We start from the raw sequence: 14,014 nt of genomic DNA, 5'->3' as shown, positions 1-14,014 counted from the left end.
CAGCGCTGACATAAGACAATCCCTGAGGCTTCGGGCATAATCTGCCCGCGTCTACGGATCGCGCACGTTGTTGATTGAAGAAAAGGATGTACGCCCATGGCAAGCTTGCTACCCCGGAGCCTGCTCTCACTGTTGTGTTGTTTGTTTATTCTCGCTCCGCGCGCCCATGCAGATTCTGCCGCTGCCCGCCTGACCCAATATCTGCCATCAGCCGATTTTCAGGCCGATGTGATGCAGATTCTCCCGCCGAAGGTAATACGCCAGCTCCATGACCGCATTATGGCGAGCATCAGCCAGCATCAGGAGTGGTTTCAGCAATATGTGGCGCAGGCCAAGCAAGGCCAGCCTCTGCCCTACCATCCCAACTTCGGCATCACGCAGGAAGAATATCAGTCGTACCTGCAGGGCAGCCGCCGCTTTAACCTCACGCGTACCGCCATCACCCAGATCAAGGTGACTCAGGACAAGGCCGGTAATGTCATGCTGAGTAACCTCGGTCTGAACCCGCCTTATGATCATGTGATTTATCACCCGGCGACCAATACCGTCAGCTTTGCCAAGGTAGAACTGGATAAGTTTCAGCTGGTTAACCAGCAGGAACGCAACTCCATTACCGGACGCTGGCATGGCGCCCAATGGCGTTTTGATACTGTTTCGAAAGACGGCAAAATCCAGCAGTACCTCAAGTTTGCGATCGGCCAACTGGAAGACAAGGACCGCAGCCTGATCTACATTGATGGCCGCACCTACGATGGTGAGCTGCATAACAGCTCGGTAGTACTGATGTTCGATAGCCCCAGGGCGATTCCTCAGTAACCCAGGTCAGGCGGATATAAAAAACGGAGCTCAGGGCTCCGTTATTTGTTGGCGCATGTCGATCGCTTTCTGCTCAGCTCAGCTCAAAAGCATCGGCATCCTGCCAGGCGGGAAAGGCTTCACGGTATTCATTAACCGCACTCAGGGAAAGCTCAGCACGGCAACTGCCCGCTTGATCATCCTCTACCTGCGCAAGTATGGCCCCCTGGGGGTCAATAATTTGTGAGCCACCGGAAAACGCCCAGTCATTACCGTCAGTGCCAACACGATTACAGGCGACCACATAGGCCTGATTTTCGATAGCACGTGCCGCAATCAGGGTTTTCCAGTGATGGCTGCGCCGAGCAGGCCAATTGGCGACGATTAAAAAGAGATCGTAATCCTGGCGGTTTCGCGCAAATACCGGGAAACGCAGGTCATAGCACACCAGCGGCAGAATACGCCAGCCGCGGTATTCGATCACCACGCGCTGATCACCGGGCTGATAATGCTCATGCTCATTGCCCATACGGAACAGGTGGCGCTTGTCATAGGTCTGATAAGCACCTGCAGGCGGCATCCAGATAAAGCGATTCACACAGCCTTCGCCGGGAACATCCATCATCAGACTTCCGCAGACGACCGCATCCAGCGCTTCGGCCTGCTCCCGCATCCAGGCGACGGCATCACCATCCATGCGCTGAGCCATGGAGGTATCCATCGAGAAGCCGGAAGCGAACATCTCCGGCAGCACAATCACATCCGCCAGCCCTTGCTGCTCCGCCAGTTTAGGCGTCAGTTGCGCCTTGTTGGCTTCCCAATCCTGCCAGACCAGCTCGGTCTGAATCACAGCGACCCGTAACGCGTCCATCGTTCCCCCTCAGGCTAAAAGGCTCAAAGCTTACTGAGAATACTTGCAGCTTTTTGCAGGGTATCACTGCCCTTGGCGAAGCAGAACCGCAACAGGCGCAGGTCTTGCGGTGCGTTCTGATAAAACACCGAGAAAGGAATGGCCGCCACGCCGACTTCGGTCGTCAGCCAGCGCGCCATTTCCACATCGGGAATATCCCTGATGGCACTGTAATCCACGACCTGAAAATAGGTGCCCTGCGCCGGGGTGAAGCTGAAACGTGAGCCTTGCAGATAGCTGCAGAACTCATCGCGCTTGGCCTGATAAAACGCTGGCAGCGCCAGATGATGCTCAGGATGGGCGACCAGATAATCCGCCAGCCCCAGCTGAAATGGCGTGCTGGTGCTGAACGTGACGTACTGGTGCACCTTGCGGATCTCGACACTCAGCGCAGCGGGCGCCACCACATATCCCACCTTCCAGCCGGTGGTGTGATAGGTTTTGCCGAAGCTTGAAACCACCAGTGAGCGCTCTCGCAGCGCTTTATGGCCCAACAGGCTCAGGTGAGGCTTGCCATCAAAAACGATGTGCTCATACACCTCATCCCCCAGCAGCAGAATATCAGTGCCCTCCAGCAACGCCGCGAAGCGCTCAAGATCCTCCACAGCAAACACCGCGCCGCTTGGGTTGTGCGGGTTATTGATAATGATCATCCGCGTCTTTGGCGTGATGGCGGCTTCCAGTGCAGGCCAGTCGATACCAAAAGCCGGGGGCAGCAGTGGCAAATGCACCGCCGTGGCGCCAGCCAACTCAATCGCCGGTTCGTAGCAGTCATAAGCCGGGTCAAAGACGATGACCTCATCACCCGCCGACACAAAGGCGGTGATGCCGCAGAAGATGGCCTCCGTCGCCCCGGAGGTGACAGTCACTTCACTATCGGCATTAACATCAGCGCCGTAGAGGCTGCCGATTTTACTGGCGATAGCCTGACGCAGGGCCGGAACGCCCGTCATGGGTGAATACTGGTTATGGGTGCCTAACAGATAATGCGCCACACGCTCTTTCAGCAGTGACGGGCCTTCAAAGTCCGGAAACCCCTGCGACAGGTTGATCGCGCCATGCTCGGCGGCCAGCTGGGACATCTGCGAGAAAATGGTCGTGCCGACCTTGGGAAGCTTCGAGCTAAAAGACACCATAATGTGGGGTTTGCCTGCGAGTCTGGAATGCTGCGATCAGCACAGGGGAAAACCTGCGCGCTACTACCGGCATTATAAAGTTGCCGCGAGCCTTGCCCCAGAGGCAAACAGCCAGCGATATGCCAGCTGTTAGATTAATTTGGAACCTCTTATAGCTGAAGCGCTCAACCGGGGTTGAACGCTGTGTCTCCCTAATCGCCGCCTTAGAGCACCATACCGCCGGAGACTTCAATACGCTGACCGTTAATCCAGCGGTTATCCTCGCTCAACAAGGCCGCAATCATCGGCCCGATATCCTCAGGCAAACCGGGGCGACCCAGCGCCGTCATGGAGGCAACCATCCTGTTGACCTCGGGATTATCCCGCACCGTTCCACCGCTGAAGTCCGTCTCGATAGCGCCCGGCGCCACAGTATTGGCACGAATGCCCCGCTCGCCCAGCTCTTTGGCAAGATAGCGGGTGAAGACTTCAATCGCGCCTTTCATCGCTGCATAACTGGCACTGCCGGGGACGCAGAAACGAGTCAGGCCGGAGGAGATATTCACAATGCGGCCGTTATCTTTCAGTACCGGCAACAGCGCCTGCGTCAGGAAGAACACGCCTTTCAGGTGCACGTTAAAGAGCCCGTCGAACTCCTCTTCCGTGGTACTGACAATGGCGTTGTGGTGAGAAGTCCCTGCATTGTTGACCAGATAATCCAGCCCATCGGCCTGCCACTGTGTTAACTGTGTTTTGATCTCGGCGACAAAAGCCGCGAAGGCCGACACATCGCCGGTATCCAGCGCCAGGGCTTTCACTTTCACACCGGCAACGTCCAGCGCTTCCACTTCGGCCACCACCGCCTGCGCTGCCGCGTCATTGCTGTGATAGGTAAAAATACTGCTGATGCCGCGCTTGGCCAGATTGATTACGGTGCTGCGGCCCAGACCACGGCTGCCGCCGGTAACCAGTGCAATGGAGGTAGACATAACAAGACTCCTGTGTCGTGAGACAAAGTAAGTAAGGCAAGAACAGCAAGGTCAGAACCCCGCTGATGTGTTGCCAGACTACGCCTGCCCCGTGCGCCGGATAAGCGCGAATCCTCGCGATAACTTGCACGATTCTGCTCTGCGAAAATGTCACCCCTCAGAAAAAGCAAGCTTCAAGCTACGAATTATCGGTGTTTCAGGTCAATAAACCGTCAGCCTGTTCAATCCTCGCTATTTCTTGCCCATTCCTGTTTTTTGCCTGTTTCTGCTGTTTGCCTCATCACGAACTCAGCTACACTCAGGTACTCAAGCCGTCGCTCGATTCTTTTTCCTGACCGCAACTGTCTCGCCGGAGGCGTCATGATTACCCAGCTTGCCAGCGCCCTGCGCGCGATTACTGACCCACCCCCCGATGCCTACCCGTACCTGACGCCCGTCGAAGGCATGATGATCCTGCGTGCCAGCGCTCCTCGCCCGCCTTCGCACCTGATTCACCGTCCCGCGTTATGCGCCGTCGCTCAGGGAGCCAAATGGACAGCCTTTGGGGAGGGCCGCTACGACTACCGTGCCGGTCAGGCGCTGGTGGTGAATATTGAAATGCCCGCCGTCGGCCGTGTGTACGATGCCAGCGAAGCGATGCCCTTTCTCGGGCTGGTGATGGAGCTGGATCTCAGTATTCTTGGTGAAGTTCTGCAGCAGCTCGCCATCGAACCCGCCGCGCAGGATTTTCGCGCCATTGATGTGCTTGATCTGAATGATGAGCTGATCCACTGCCTGTGGCGCGCGACTCAGTTATTGCATGAGCCGACTGCCTTGCAGGTGCTCTACCCCGGCATCATGCGGGAAATTTGCTATTGGTTACTGACGGGCCCGCAAGGCGCCTCCATTGCGCATATGGCGCTTGGCCATCAGCATACCCACCGCGTCCTTAGCGCCATTCATGCCCTGCGTGCCCGTTATGCCGAACCGATTCGTGTGGAAGAGCTGGCCGCCATCGCCCAGCTCAGTCCCTCGGCGTTTCATCGCCACTTCAAGCGCCTGACCGCCATGTCGCCGGTGCAATACCAGAAACAGCTGCGCCTGTTGGAAGCCCGCCGACTTCTGGTCGACAAGGTGAGCAATATCGAAAAGGCGGCGAGTCAGGTTGGCTATGAAAGCCCGTCGCAGTTCAGTCGGGATTACACCCGCTTCTTTGGCGATGCTCCGCGGCGGGATATTCAGCGTTTTCAGCATGGCATGCTGGCGAGCGCCTAAGCCCCAGACCATAAGCACTCAGCCGCTTGCAAACCCAACGTCAGCAAGCGGCTGTCCTTTTAGCCTGAGCACTTTTTACGATACCGCAATCGTCGCCTAGCCTGCGTTATACAACGCGACCGCGTCGGCTCCGGCAGCAAGATACATCGGCGCGGAAGGCTCTGTCGCCGCCTGCCATACGGCTTCGGCTACATCCACCGCTTTGGTCAGCTCCGAATTATCGGCAGCCCAACCCGCGAAAATTCCCTCGATCAGCGCCTGATAGGCCTCTGGGAAACCTTCCTGCATCAGCCCCTGGGCATTCTCACCAAAGCGCGTATCCGGCGCCCGCCCTGGCATCACCACCTTCGCCTGAATGTTGAAGGGCTTAAGCTCTTCGGCGAGGGTTTCAGTAAAGCGATTCACCGCTGCCTTACTGGCGGAATAGACCGACAGCAGCGGGAACGGCGCGATAGCCACGGTAGAGGTCACGTTAATAAACATGCCGCTTTGGCGGGTACGAAATTGAGGCATAAAGGCTTTGCACATGGCCATGGTGCCAAAGGTATTGGTTTCGAACAGAGTGCGGATCACCTCAAGGGAGGAGCCTTCCAGCGCGTTAAGGAAACCAATCCCGGCATTGTTGACCAGAACATCCACCTCACCGGCCTGCTCGACTAGCGCAGCAATACTCTCTGCGTTGGTCACATCCAGCGGTAGCACCCGCAGGTTTTCCGAGGCAGGAAGCAGAGACTCATCCGGCGAGCGCATGGTGGCAATCACCTGCCAGCCACGCGCCAGAAACAGTTTGGCAGTTTCCAGACCAAAACCCGAAGAACAGCCCGTAATCAGAACGGTTTTCATGGGATAGCTCCACAGTTGAAGAGTGAAGCCTGAAGGTTACGCCTGAGACTGCGGACGCTCTATGTGCTGGAATCCGGTTTTATTTAGCCATCGTCCGAACGTGTTAGAGCGACGGTGCCGCGTTGCAAGAGCGCGCCGATCACAGATTTTTCGCGAAGCCATAAGTTTTTCACGGAGACATGGCTCTTTCAGGGAAAGAAGCCAGGCCTTTGCCGGCTGATCGAAATGACAATGATATCCACAGTCACAGTTTCGCTTTTGCAGCGCTCCGAAGCGGCCTTTATTTCGCTTTATTGCAGCTTCTCAATGGGTTAGCCACATTCTCTGACATGTTGCCAAGCAGCATGGCAGCATCTTCTCACTAGACTTTAGTCGATTGGTTAAAAATAGGGCTTTTCTTCTGCTAAAAACCTTTGCTAACGTAAATGACATCGTTAACATTTTTAAAGACACCACGCTGAAAACAGCTTTCAACCCAGGCGAATCAGAGAGGAGTAAGGCCAATCAGTTTCCACAGCGAAGGCAGTTACCTTGCCAGAGCCGGGGAAGCCTAAGAGATAAACCCTATCCTTTGGCTCAAAAATGTTAACGATAACATCTCGAATATAACAAGCAGTGCAGACCTACAAAAACAATTAAAGGACAACACTATGCGCACTATGAAACCTGCTCTTAAAGGGCTGGCAACCGCTATCACCTGTTCCATGGCACTGGCGGCCACCGCCCATGCCGACCCGCTGAAAATCGCCATGTCATTTCAGGAGCTGAACAACCCCTACTTCGTGGTGATGAAGCAGTCCCTGGAGGATGCGGCGAAATCCATCGGCGCCGAGGTGATCGTGACTGATGCCCACCATGACGTTTCCAAGCAGCTCAGTGATATCGAAGATGTCGTTCAGCGCGGCATTGACGTCCTGCTGATCAACCCCACCGATTCCGTTGGCGTGCAGTCTGCGGTGATGACCGCCCATGAAGCAGGCGTGATCACCGTGGCAGTCGATGCCCAGGCCGAAGGCCCGATTGACTCTTTCGTCGGCTCACGTAACTACGATGCCGGTGTGATGGCGTGTCAGTATCTGGCGAAAAATATCGGTGAGAAAGGCAACGTGGCGATTCTGGATGGCATCCCCGTCGTGCCGATTCTTGAGCGTGTGCGTGGTTGTAAGGATGCCCTGGGGAAATACCCGGACATCAAGATTGTCAGCGTCCAGAACGGCAAGCAGGAGCGTGACCAGGCACTGAGCGTGACCGAGAACATGATCGAAGCCAACGCCGATCTGAAAGGCATTTTCAGTGTGAATGACACAGGCTCCATGGGCGCACTGGCCGCCATTGATGCCAGCGGCAAGGACATCAAACTGGTCAGCGTTGATGGTGCGCCCGAAGCCATCAAGGCCATTCAGCAGCCTGACTCCCACTTTATTGCCACCTCGGCCCAGTACCCGCGTGATCAGGTACGCATTGGTCTGGCCATGGCGCTGGCGAAAAAATGGGGCGCCAACGTGCCCAAAGCCGTGCCCGTGGATGTGACTCTGATCGACCGTGAAGGTGCGAAAACTTTCAGCTGGTAAGTCCTGTTACCCGAAAGGCGTCCTCGCTGCGTCAGTTGACTAGCGAGGACATTTCAGCGCGATTCACTGAAGCGGTAGAGGTCAGACCATGACGGCCACAACTCTCAAGCTTGAACGCATCAGCAAGAGTTTCCCCGGCGTAAAAGCGCTGTCCGGAATCAACCTTGAAGTATGCGAAGGCGAAATTCATGCCCTGCTGGGCGAGAACGGCGCGGGCAAATCCACGCTGATGAAAATTCTCTCCGGCATCTATCAGCCCGATGACGGCACCATCGCCATTAACGGCAAACCCATGAGTTTTGCCGGTTATAACGATGCCATCGCCGCCGGTGTCGGTATTATCTTTCAGGAATTCAGCCTGATCCCCTACCTTGATGCGGTGGAAAATATCTTCCTTGGCCGCGAGCTGACCAACGGCATGGGGCTACTGAGCCGGGCGCAGATGCTCAAGCGCACCGAGGCCATCTTCGCCCGCCTGAATGTCGATATCGATCTGCATCTGCCTGTGGCCAGCCTCAGTGTTGCCGAGCAGCAGTTTGTCGAAATTGCCAAGGCGCTGGCGCTGGATGCACGCATTCTTATTCTGGATGAACCCACCGCCACCCTGACCCCGGCAGAAGCCGAACACTTGTTCTGCATCATGCGGGATTTAAAGCGCCAGGGCGTGGCGATGATTTTTATCTCCCACCACCTGGAGGAGATTTTCGCCGTCTGTGATCGCATCAGCGTGCTGCGCGATGGCTCCAACGCCGGTTTCGCCAATGTCAGTGAGACCGATGTTGATGCGCTGGTGGAAATGATGGTGGGACGAAGGCTTGAACAAAGCTTCCCGCCCATCCCCGAGCGTCCTGCTGACCCCGAGGTCGTGCTGGACGTCAAGGCGCTGCAGCTGGCAAAAGACAGCCATACCAATGCCTTTTCCCTGCACCGCGGCGAGATTCTGGGCTTTGCCGGACTGGTCGGTTCCGGCCGGACCGAACTGGCGCTGGGGCTGATGGGAGCCATGCCTGCAGCCCACAAAGAGGTGTATCTCAACGGCCAGCCGGTGGCGCTGAAAACGCCGTCCGATGCACTCAAACTGGGGATTGGCCTGCTGCCGGAAAGCCGCAAAACCCAGGGACTTATCACGGATTTCAGCATCCGCAGCAATATCGTCATCAACAATCTTGGCAAGTATACCGGCGGTCACGGCCTGATCAGCGAACAACGCGAGCATGACGATGTGGTGTCGCTGATGAAGAAAGTCACCATCAAAGCGCCGGACGACGATACCAAGGTCGTCAACCTGAGTGGCGGCAATCAGCAAAAGGTGGTCATCGCCCGCTGGCTCAACCATCAATGCCGCATCCTGATTTTTGATGAGCCTACCCGCGGCATTGATGTCGGGGCCAAGGCCGAGATTTACCAGCTGATGCGCGCCCTCACCGAGCAGGGTTACAGCATCATCATGATTTCATCCGAGCTGCCGGAAGTCATCGGCATGTGTGACCGGGTCGCGGTCTTCTGTCAGGGCGCCATCGTCGCCACCCTGACCGGCGATGCGATAACGGCTAACGACATCATGCTGCACGCCACGGGGGGAGCACACTATGGCGAATAACGTTTCAGCGAACACCCTGCCATCCGAGACAGGCGTTCAAAAACACCGTAACACCAGCCTTTGGCGTAAATTCGAGCATTCCCCGGCGTTCTATCCGCTGATCGGCCTGATCGCCATTTGCGTGGTGATGATGTTCGTAAACGATAACTTTCTGACCGGCTCCAACCTCAGCAATATTGGCCGGCAAGTCTCCATTAACGCCATCATCGCGGTAGGCATGACCTGCGCCATTCTGACCGGCGGGATTGATCTCTCCGTCGGGGCGGTAATGGCCCTCTCCGGCACCGTGACGGCGGGCATGATGCTGCAAGGCCTGCCGCCTTCTCTGGCGATTCTGGTCGGAATGCTGGTCGGCTTCTTTTTCGGCATGGTGAACGGCATCTGCATCGCCATTGGTCGGCTGCCACCGATCATCGTCACTCTGGCGACGATGGGTATTGCCCGAGGTCTGGCACTGATTTACACCGGCGGCTACCCGCTCTCAGGTTTACCCAAAGACTTCAGCTTTCTGGGTCGTGGCGAGGTCTTCGGCCTGCAAACACCGATTCTGGTGATGCTGCTGGTGTATCTGGTGGCCTGGGTCGTCCTCACCAAAACCCCGATGGGGCGCTACATCTACGCCATCGGCGGTAATGAGGAAGCCGCCCGCTTAAGCGGCGTAAAAGTCTCCCGCTACAAGTTACTGGTCTATGCGATCAGTGGCCTGACCGCCTCCATTGCCGGGATGGTTCTGACCTCGCGCCTGATGAGTGGTCAACCCAACGCTGGTGAAGGCTTTGAGCTTGATGCCATCGCCGCAGTCGTCATGGGCGGCGCCGCTATTGCCGGAGGTCGCGGGGCGATTCTTGGCACCCTGATCGGTGCGATGCTCCTTGGCGTACTCAATAACGGCCTGAACATGATGGGCGTTTCGCCCTACGTTCAGAACGTGATCAAAGGCGGCATCATCCTGCTGGCGATTTACATCAGCCGCGAACGCCGCCGCAGCCGCTGACACAGCACGGCCTCCTCTCACGGGGAGGCCACAACCTGATACCTGAACCCTGACCTATCCGGTGAGACGCCCGCCGCCTCATCCGGGAGCGGCTTGCCCAAAAAAGCCGTCTCAACCTGAAGGAGAGTGTGATGAAAATTCTAGGCCCTGATATGGAAGCCGTGGTCTGTCACGGTCCCAAGGATTACCGCCTGCAGCGTGTCGCCACCCCAACGGCAGGCCCGCGCGAACTGGTGATTCGTATTGATGCCTGCGGCATCTGCGCCAGTGACTGCAAATGCCACAGTGGCGCCAAGATGTTCTGGGGCGGCGACGGCCAGGACAGCTGGGTCAAGCCGCCGGTAATCGCTGGCCATGAGTTTTTCGGCCATGTGGTGTCCATCGGTGAAGGTGCCGCTGAGCACTTTAATGTCGCCATGGATGACCGGGTGATTGCCGAACAGATCGTGCCTTGCGAGAAGTGCCGTTTCTGTCGCAGCGGCAAATACTGGATGTGCGAAGTCCACAACATTTTCGGCTTCCAGCGCGAAGTCGCCGATGGCGGCATGGCCGAGTACATGCGCATTCCGGCCAACGCCATTGTGCATAAGATTCCCAAGAGCATGCCGGTGGAAGATGCCGCCATTGTTGAGCCTTTATCCTGCGCCATTCACACAGTGAACCGGGGCGATATTCAGCTGGATGATGTGGTGGTTATTGCCGGTGCAGGTCCGCTGGGCTTGTGCATGGTGCAGGTCGCCCACCTGAAAACCCCGAAAAAACTGGTGGTGATTGATCTGGTGCCAGAGCGTCTTGAACTGGCGCTGTCCTACGGGGCGGATGTGGTCATTAACCCACGCGAGCAGGATGCCAAAGCCATCATCAATAGCCTGACCGACGGCTACGGCTGCGATGTGTATATCGAAACCACCGGCGCGCCCATTGGCGTCACCCAGGGGCTGGATCTGATCCGCAAGCTTGGCCGCTTTGTCGAGTTCTCGGTATTTGGCGCAGAAACCAGCGCGGACTGGTCGATCATCGGTGATCGCAAGGAGCTGGATGTACGCGGCGCGCACCTTGGCCCCTACACCTACCCTGTCGCCATTGATCTGCTGCACCGTGGACTGGTCACCTCCAAAGGCATCGTCACCCATAACTTCCCACTGTCTCACTGGGAAGATGCCTTTGCCCTGGCCAACTCCATCGACTCCATCAAAGTACTGCTCAAGCCCCACTCCTGAGATTCAGGACATCGGCGAGGAAGAGGCATGAAAACACTAAGCCCCGACAGCCACTACGTGATTGGCGTGGATATCGGCACCCAGAGTACCAAGGCGCTACTGGTGGATACCCAGGGACAGATTCACCTGCAGGCGACGCGATCCTACCGGGTGGACACGCCCAAACCCCTCTGGGCCGAACAATGGCCCGAAGTCTGGCTGAGCGCCGTGCGCGAGTGCATTCAAACACTCACCGCCGAGGCGAAAGCGCTGGGGCTTGAAGCCTCCGCCATTAAAGCCCTGTGCATCAGCAGTTTGTACGGTGGCAGTGGCATTCCCGTCGATGCTGATATGCAGCCCCTTCACCCCTGCCTGATCTGGATGGATCGCCGGGCAACGGCAGAGGTGGAGTGGGTACGCGAACAGGTGGATCTGCGCCAGCTGGAAGACATCACCGGCAACGGCGTCGACAGCTATTACGGCTACACCAAGATGCTGTGGCTGAAAAATCACCGCCCCGAAATCTGGGCAAAAACCCGTTACCTGCTGCCACCCAACAGCTATATCGCCTGGTGTCTGACCGGCGAACTGGCGGTGGATCACAGCTCTGCGGGCAATATCGGCGGCGTCTACGACATTCGCCAGCGCCAGTGGTCGACCACCATGCTCAAGGCCCTCGGCATTCCTGCTGAGATGATGCCGCCACGACTGGTCGATTCCGCCGATGTGGTCGGCACCCTCGCTGAACCGGAAGCACAGCAATTGGGCCTGATGGCAGGCACGCCACTGATGGCCGGTGGTGTGGATGCCGCCGTTGCCACCTTTGCGGCCGGCGTGGTCTGCAGTGGTGATCACGTCGCCATGCTCGGCACCAGCATGTGCTGGGGCTATATCAACCGCGAGGTCGATGCGCGCCACGGTTTAATCGCCATGCCCCATGTCTACAACGCCTCGCAGGATAACTACATTTTCGGCGGCGCCCTCACCGCCGGAGCCGCCGTGACCTGGTTCCGTGACCGCTTCTGTCAGGAAGAAGCCGCCGAAGCCGAACGCACCGGCATTGATGTGCATGTACTGCTAGAGCGCCAGGCCAGAAACGTCCCCGTCGGCAGTGATGGCCTGCTGTTTCTGCCCTATCTGATGGGCGAGCGCAGCCCCATCTGGGACCCGTACGCCAGCGCCTGCTTTGTCGGCATTGGACTTGGCCACTCCCGCGCACACTTGTATCGCGCCGTACTCGAAGGCGTCGCCTTTGCCCTCAATCACAACATGCAGGCCGGAGCCAGAGGCGCGGCAGAGCTGAACCCGCGCCTGATTGTGGTCGGTGGCGCCAGCCATTCGGATTTGTGGATGCAGATCATCGCCGACATTACCGGCCTGCCGGTCTACACCATTGAGGAAGAAGTGGAAGCCCCCCTTGGCGCAGCATTGCTCGCTGCGCTGGGCGCAGGACTGGTGAACGACCAGCAGGTCGAACGAGGCTGGGTGCATTTGCGCCAGCGCGCCCTGCCCGATGCCGCGGCGGTACAACACTATCAGCAGCTTTTCAGCCTCTACTGCCAGCTCTACCCCAACCTCAGGCAGGTGATGAAAGGGCTAAAGCAGCTGGCTAATGAGATCAGCACACCGCCTGCAGTCGTGAAAACCGCCGCCGCGCATCCTGCCGAGGAAGCCCACCATGACTGACGCCCTCATCCCAAACGGCCACTGGCAGGCGGATTTCACCGGCATGAACGTCCTTGTGACCGGAGCCAGTAGCGGCATCGGCGAAGGTATCGCCCGTGCCCTGTTGGCCGCCGGAGCCAACGTTTACGCGGCGGCCCGGCGACCGCAGGCACTGAATGAACTCGCCGAGCACCCGCGCTGCTCGCCGGTGCTGCTGGATATCGCCGATGCCGATGCATTACCCGCCGCCTTGCAGGAATTACCGGTGATGGATGCGCTGGTGAACAGCGCCGGGGTCACCTCCCTGGAACCTGCCGATGCCTTAAGTGCCACCGCCCTCACCCAGGTGTTTGACACCAATGTGCGCGGCAGTGCGCTGGTCAGCTCGCTGATTGTCGGGCGCATGCTGCAGGCCGGAAAAACCGGCGCGGTGGTGCACCTCTCCAGTCAGGCCAGCCTGGTCGGGCTTCATGGCCACGCCAGTTACTGTGCCTCCAAAGGCGCACTGGATGCGCTGATGCGGGTGCAATGTCTGGAATGGGGACGCCACGGTATTCGCGTCAACTGCGTCAACCCGACGGTGACGCTGACGCCGATGGCAGAACAGGCCTGGTCAGCGCCTGAAAAGCGCGACCCCATGCTGGCCGGCATTCCTCTTGGGCGCTTTGCCCGCGTTGAGGATGTGGTAGCGCCGGTGCTGTTTTTACTGAGTGGTGCCGCGCACATGATTACCGGCGTCGCCCTGCCGGTGGATGGCGGCTTTACCGCCGTATAACGAGGGAAAGGCTCACACCAAATGCAGAGGACTTCGAGTCGCAGACTGACAGAACGCCGGTAAACCGGCAGAACTCATCACTCCAAACGGGGCCTGAAGACAGGCAAACGCTAAAGCGCCGCGCCTGCCCCTAAGGAACCTTGGCCCGGGAAATCCCATCACCGTTTCCCGGGCTTTTTTTGGCCGTCGATCAGGTCAGAGTGCAAAGAAGATGTATGACGGATCAGCGCCGGGCACACCGATAAATGCTCAGATAAGAGAGCCGATCTGTGAGACGCAGGAATAGATAGATAAGAACTACCGA

At 57.8% G+C, this 14,014-nt stretch carries 12 protein-coding genes; 8 read left to right on the top strand and 4 right to left on the bottom strand.

What is annotated here, in order from left to right; all coding sequences use genetic code 11:
- The first annotated feature begins 96 nt into the window (after positions 1-96).
- A complete protein-coding gene (locus ACKC9G_RS03715) occupies positions 97-816 on the top strand; it encodes a hypothetical protein (RefSeq protein WP_411403591.1) in 720 nt (239 codons plus the stop codon).
- A 73-nt stretch (positions 817-889) separates the two neighbouring features.
- On the opposite strand, the gene ACKC9G_RS03710 is transcribed toward ACKC9G_RS03715, so the two are convergent.
- The 3 genes from ACKC9G_RS03710 to ACKC9G_RS03700 form a co-directional block, all read right to left on the bottom strand.
- Complete coding sequence (locus tag ACKC9G_RS03710; RefSeq protein WP_411403590.1) at positions 890-1,666, bottom strand: amidohydrolase; 777 nt, start codon at positions 1,664-1,666, stop codon at positions 890-892.
- Positions 1,667-1,689: 23 nt separating this feature from the next.
- A complete protein-coding gene (locus tag ACKC9G_RS03705; RefSeq protein ID WP_411403589.1) occupies positions 1,690-2,841 on the bottom strand; it encodes a pyridoxal phosphate-dependent aminotransferase in 1,152 nt (383 codons plus the stop codon).
- 203 nt (positions 2,842-3,044) lie between these two features.
- The gene (locus ACKC9G_RS03700; protein ID WP_411403588.1) at positions 3,045-3,809 is read right to left on the bottom strand and encodes an SDR family NAD(P)-dependent oxidoreductase; all 765 of its coding nucleotides are present in this window, start codon (positions 3,807-3,809) and stop codon (positions 3,045-3,047) included.
- A gap of 360 nt (positions 3,810-4,169) precedes the next feature.
- On the opposite strand from ACKC9G_RS03700, the gene ACKC9G_RS03695 reads away from it, so the two are divergent.
- On the top strand, positions 4,170-5,063 hold the full coding sequence (locus tag ACKC9G_RS03695; RefSeq protein WP_411403587.1) for an AraC family transcriptional regulator N-terminal domain-containing protein: 894 nt from the start codon (positions 4,170-4,172) through the stop codon (positions 5,061-5,063).
- Between the two features lie 96 nt (positions 5,064-5,159).
- On the opposite strand, the gene ACKC9G_RS03690 is transcribed toward ACKC9G_RS03695, so the two are convergent.
- On the bottom strand, positions 5,160-5,906 hold the full coding sequence (locus ACKC9G_RS03690) for an SDR family oxidoreductase (protein ID WP_411403586.1): 747 nt from the start codon (positions 5,904-5,906) through the stop codon (positions 5,160-5,162).
- A 650-nt stretch (positions 5,907-6,556) separates the two neighbouring features.
- Between ACKC9G_RS03690 and ACKC9G_RS03685 the strand changes: the two genes are divergently transcribed.
- The 6 genes from ACKC9G_RS03685 to ACKC9G_RS03660 all read left to right on the top strand — a co-directional run bounded on the left by ACKC9G_RS03685 (position 6,557) and on the right by ACKC9G_RS03660 (position 13,710).
- Complete coding sequence (locus ACKC9G_RS03685) at positions 6,557-7,477, top strand: ABC transporter substrate-binding protein (protein ID WP_411403585.1); 921 nt, start codon at positions 6,557-6,559, stop codon at positions 7,475-7,477.
- A gap of 88 nt (positions 7,478-7,565) precedes the next feature.
- A complete protein-coding gene (locus ACKC9G_RS03680) occupies positions 7,566-9,077 on the top strand; it encodes a sugar ABC transporter ATP-binding protein (protein ID WP_411403584.1) in 1,512 nt (503 codons plus the stop codon).
- Positions 9,067-10,071 carry an ABC transporter permease gene (locus ACKC9G_RS03675; RefSeq protein WP_411403583.1) on the top strand — a complete coding sequence of 335 codons (1,005 nt, stop codon included), beginning with the start codon at positions 9,067-9,069 and terminating at the stop codon, positions 10,069-10,071. The genes ACKC9G_RS03680 and ACKC9G_RS03675 overlap by 11 nt, the downstream gene beginning before the upstream one ends.
- A gap of 131 nt (positions 10,072-10,202) precedes the next feature.
- Complete coding sequence (locus tag ACKC9G_RS03670; protein ID WP_411403582.1) at positions 10,203-11,291, top strand: zinc-binding dehydrogenase; 1,089 nt, start codon at positions 10,203-10,205, stop codon at positions 11,289-11,291.
- Between the two features lie 27 nt (positions 11,292-11,318).
- Positions 11,319-12,956: an FGGY-family carbohydrate kinase gene (locus ACKC9G_RS03665; protein ID WP_411403581.1), complete on the top strand. Its 1,638-nt coding sequence runs from the start codon at positions 11,319-11,321 to the stop codon at positions 12,954-12,956.
- Positions 12,949-13,710, top strand: coding sequence for an SDR family oxidoreductase (locus tag ACKC9G_RS03660; RefSeq protein ID WP_411403580.1), 762 nt, complete (start codon positions 12,949-12,951; stop codon positions 13,708-13,710). The genes ACKC9G_RS03665 and ACKC9G_RS03660 overlap by 8 nt, the downstream gene beginning before the upstream one ends.
- Positions 13,711-14,014: the final 304 nt, after the last annotated feature.

Origin of the sequence: Pokkaliibacter sp. CJK22405 (assembly GCF_046614695.1) — a bacterium.
In the GTDB taxonomy this organism is placed as follows: Bacteria; Pseudomonadota; Gammaproteobacteria; order Pseudomonadales; family Balneatricaceae; genus Pokkaliibacter.
The sequence above is the reverse complement of the archived record's forward strand: the minus strand, read 5'-3'. Positions and strand labels throughout refer to the sequence as shown.